Source organism: Halorubrum sp. GN11_10-6_MGM (assembly GCF_005435165.1).
Taxonomy (GTDB): domain Archaea; phylum Halobacteriota; class Halobacteria; order Halobacteriales; family Haloferacaceae; genus Halorubrum.
The window spans coordinates 1-992 of record NZ_SGUC01000083.1 but is presented as its reverse complement, the minus strand read 5'-3'; the positions used below and the strand labels follow the sequence as shown (position 1 = coordinate 992).

The following is a 992-nucleotide window of genomic DNA, read 5'->3' as shown; positions in this document are numbered from 1 at the left end:
ACCAAGGGTGTAGCAGTAGGAATATTCGTAAAGACTCCCAAGACAGAGGAAAAAGCTGAAGTTCATTACCACGAGGTATGGGGAGAAAGAGAAGAAAAGTACGACTTCTTAAGAAAAAACGATGTCCAAAGTATTCCATCTGAACCACTGGAAGAGGTAGATCGAGAAACTTGCCTTGGAAATTTCCATTTTTTTGCTCCAAAAGGATTCGACTTTGTTAACGAATACTGCGAAGGGTGGAGTCTCACTGACATATTCAGTCTACACAATACAGGTCTAGAGACCCAACGTGACTCATTTACGGTGTACTTCAAAGAAAGACAACTATCCGATGTTATAAAAGACGTTAAAACTTCAGACTTAGATGAAGTACGTAAAAAATATGAAGTTGGAAGTGACGGCAGAGACTGGAAACTCAAATCAGCCAAGAAAGACCGCCAAAATAATGAAGGAGAAATATGCAAAGTTACTTATAGGCCCTTCGACAACAGAGTAACTTGGTATAGTGGAAACTCAAAAGGATTTTTGGCATATCCAAGGTCGAGTGTGAACAACCATGTGGTCGGAAGGAAAAACAAAGTCTTGTGTGCTATCAGGCAGGTAGTAAGCAAAGGTGATAACTATTCTCACTTCTTGTGCACAGACAACATGGTAAATAACAGAGCCTTCAAGAGCTCTAGGAGTAGGGCAATGTCTTTTCCGATATATGAGTATCAGAACGAAGAAGAAAAAAGAAGGAAAGGAGAAGACTTCTTCAAAGGTGAAAAAGATCCAAACCTGACAGAAAAGTTCGTAGAGGAGTGCAAAGAAAAATGGAAACTTAAATTCATAATGAATGGTACTGGTAACTTAAAAGAGACATTTGGGCCAGAAGATGTATTGCACTACGCCTACGCTGTTTTTCATAGCCCCACGTACCGCGAGCGGTATAAAGAACTGCTCCGAATCGACTTCCCGCGGCTTCAACTCACAGAAGACATTGACCTGCTTAA

The 992-nt window shown here is 40.7% G+C and carries 1 protein-coding gene; it reads left to right on the top strand.

Annotated features, from left to right (window positions below; all coding sequences use genetic code 11):
* Positions 1–992, top strand: a 992-nt coding sequence (locus tag EXE46_RS16915; RefSeq protein ID WP_199234202.1) for a type ISP restriction/modification enzyme, incomplete at both ends; no start/stop codon positions are given.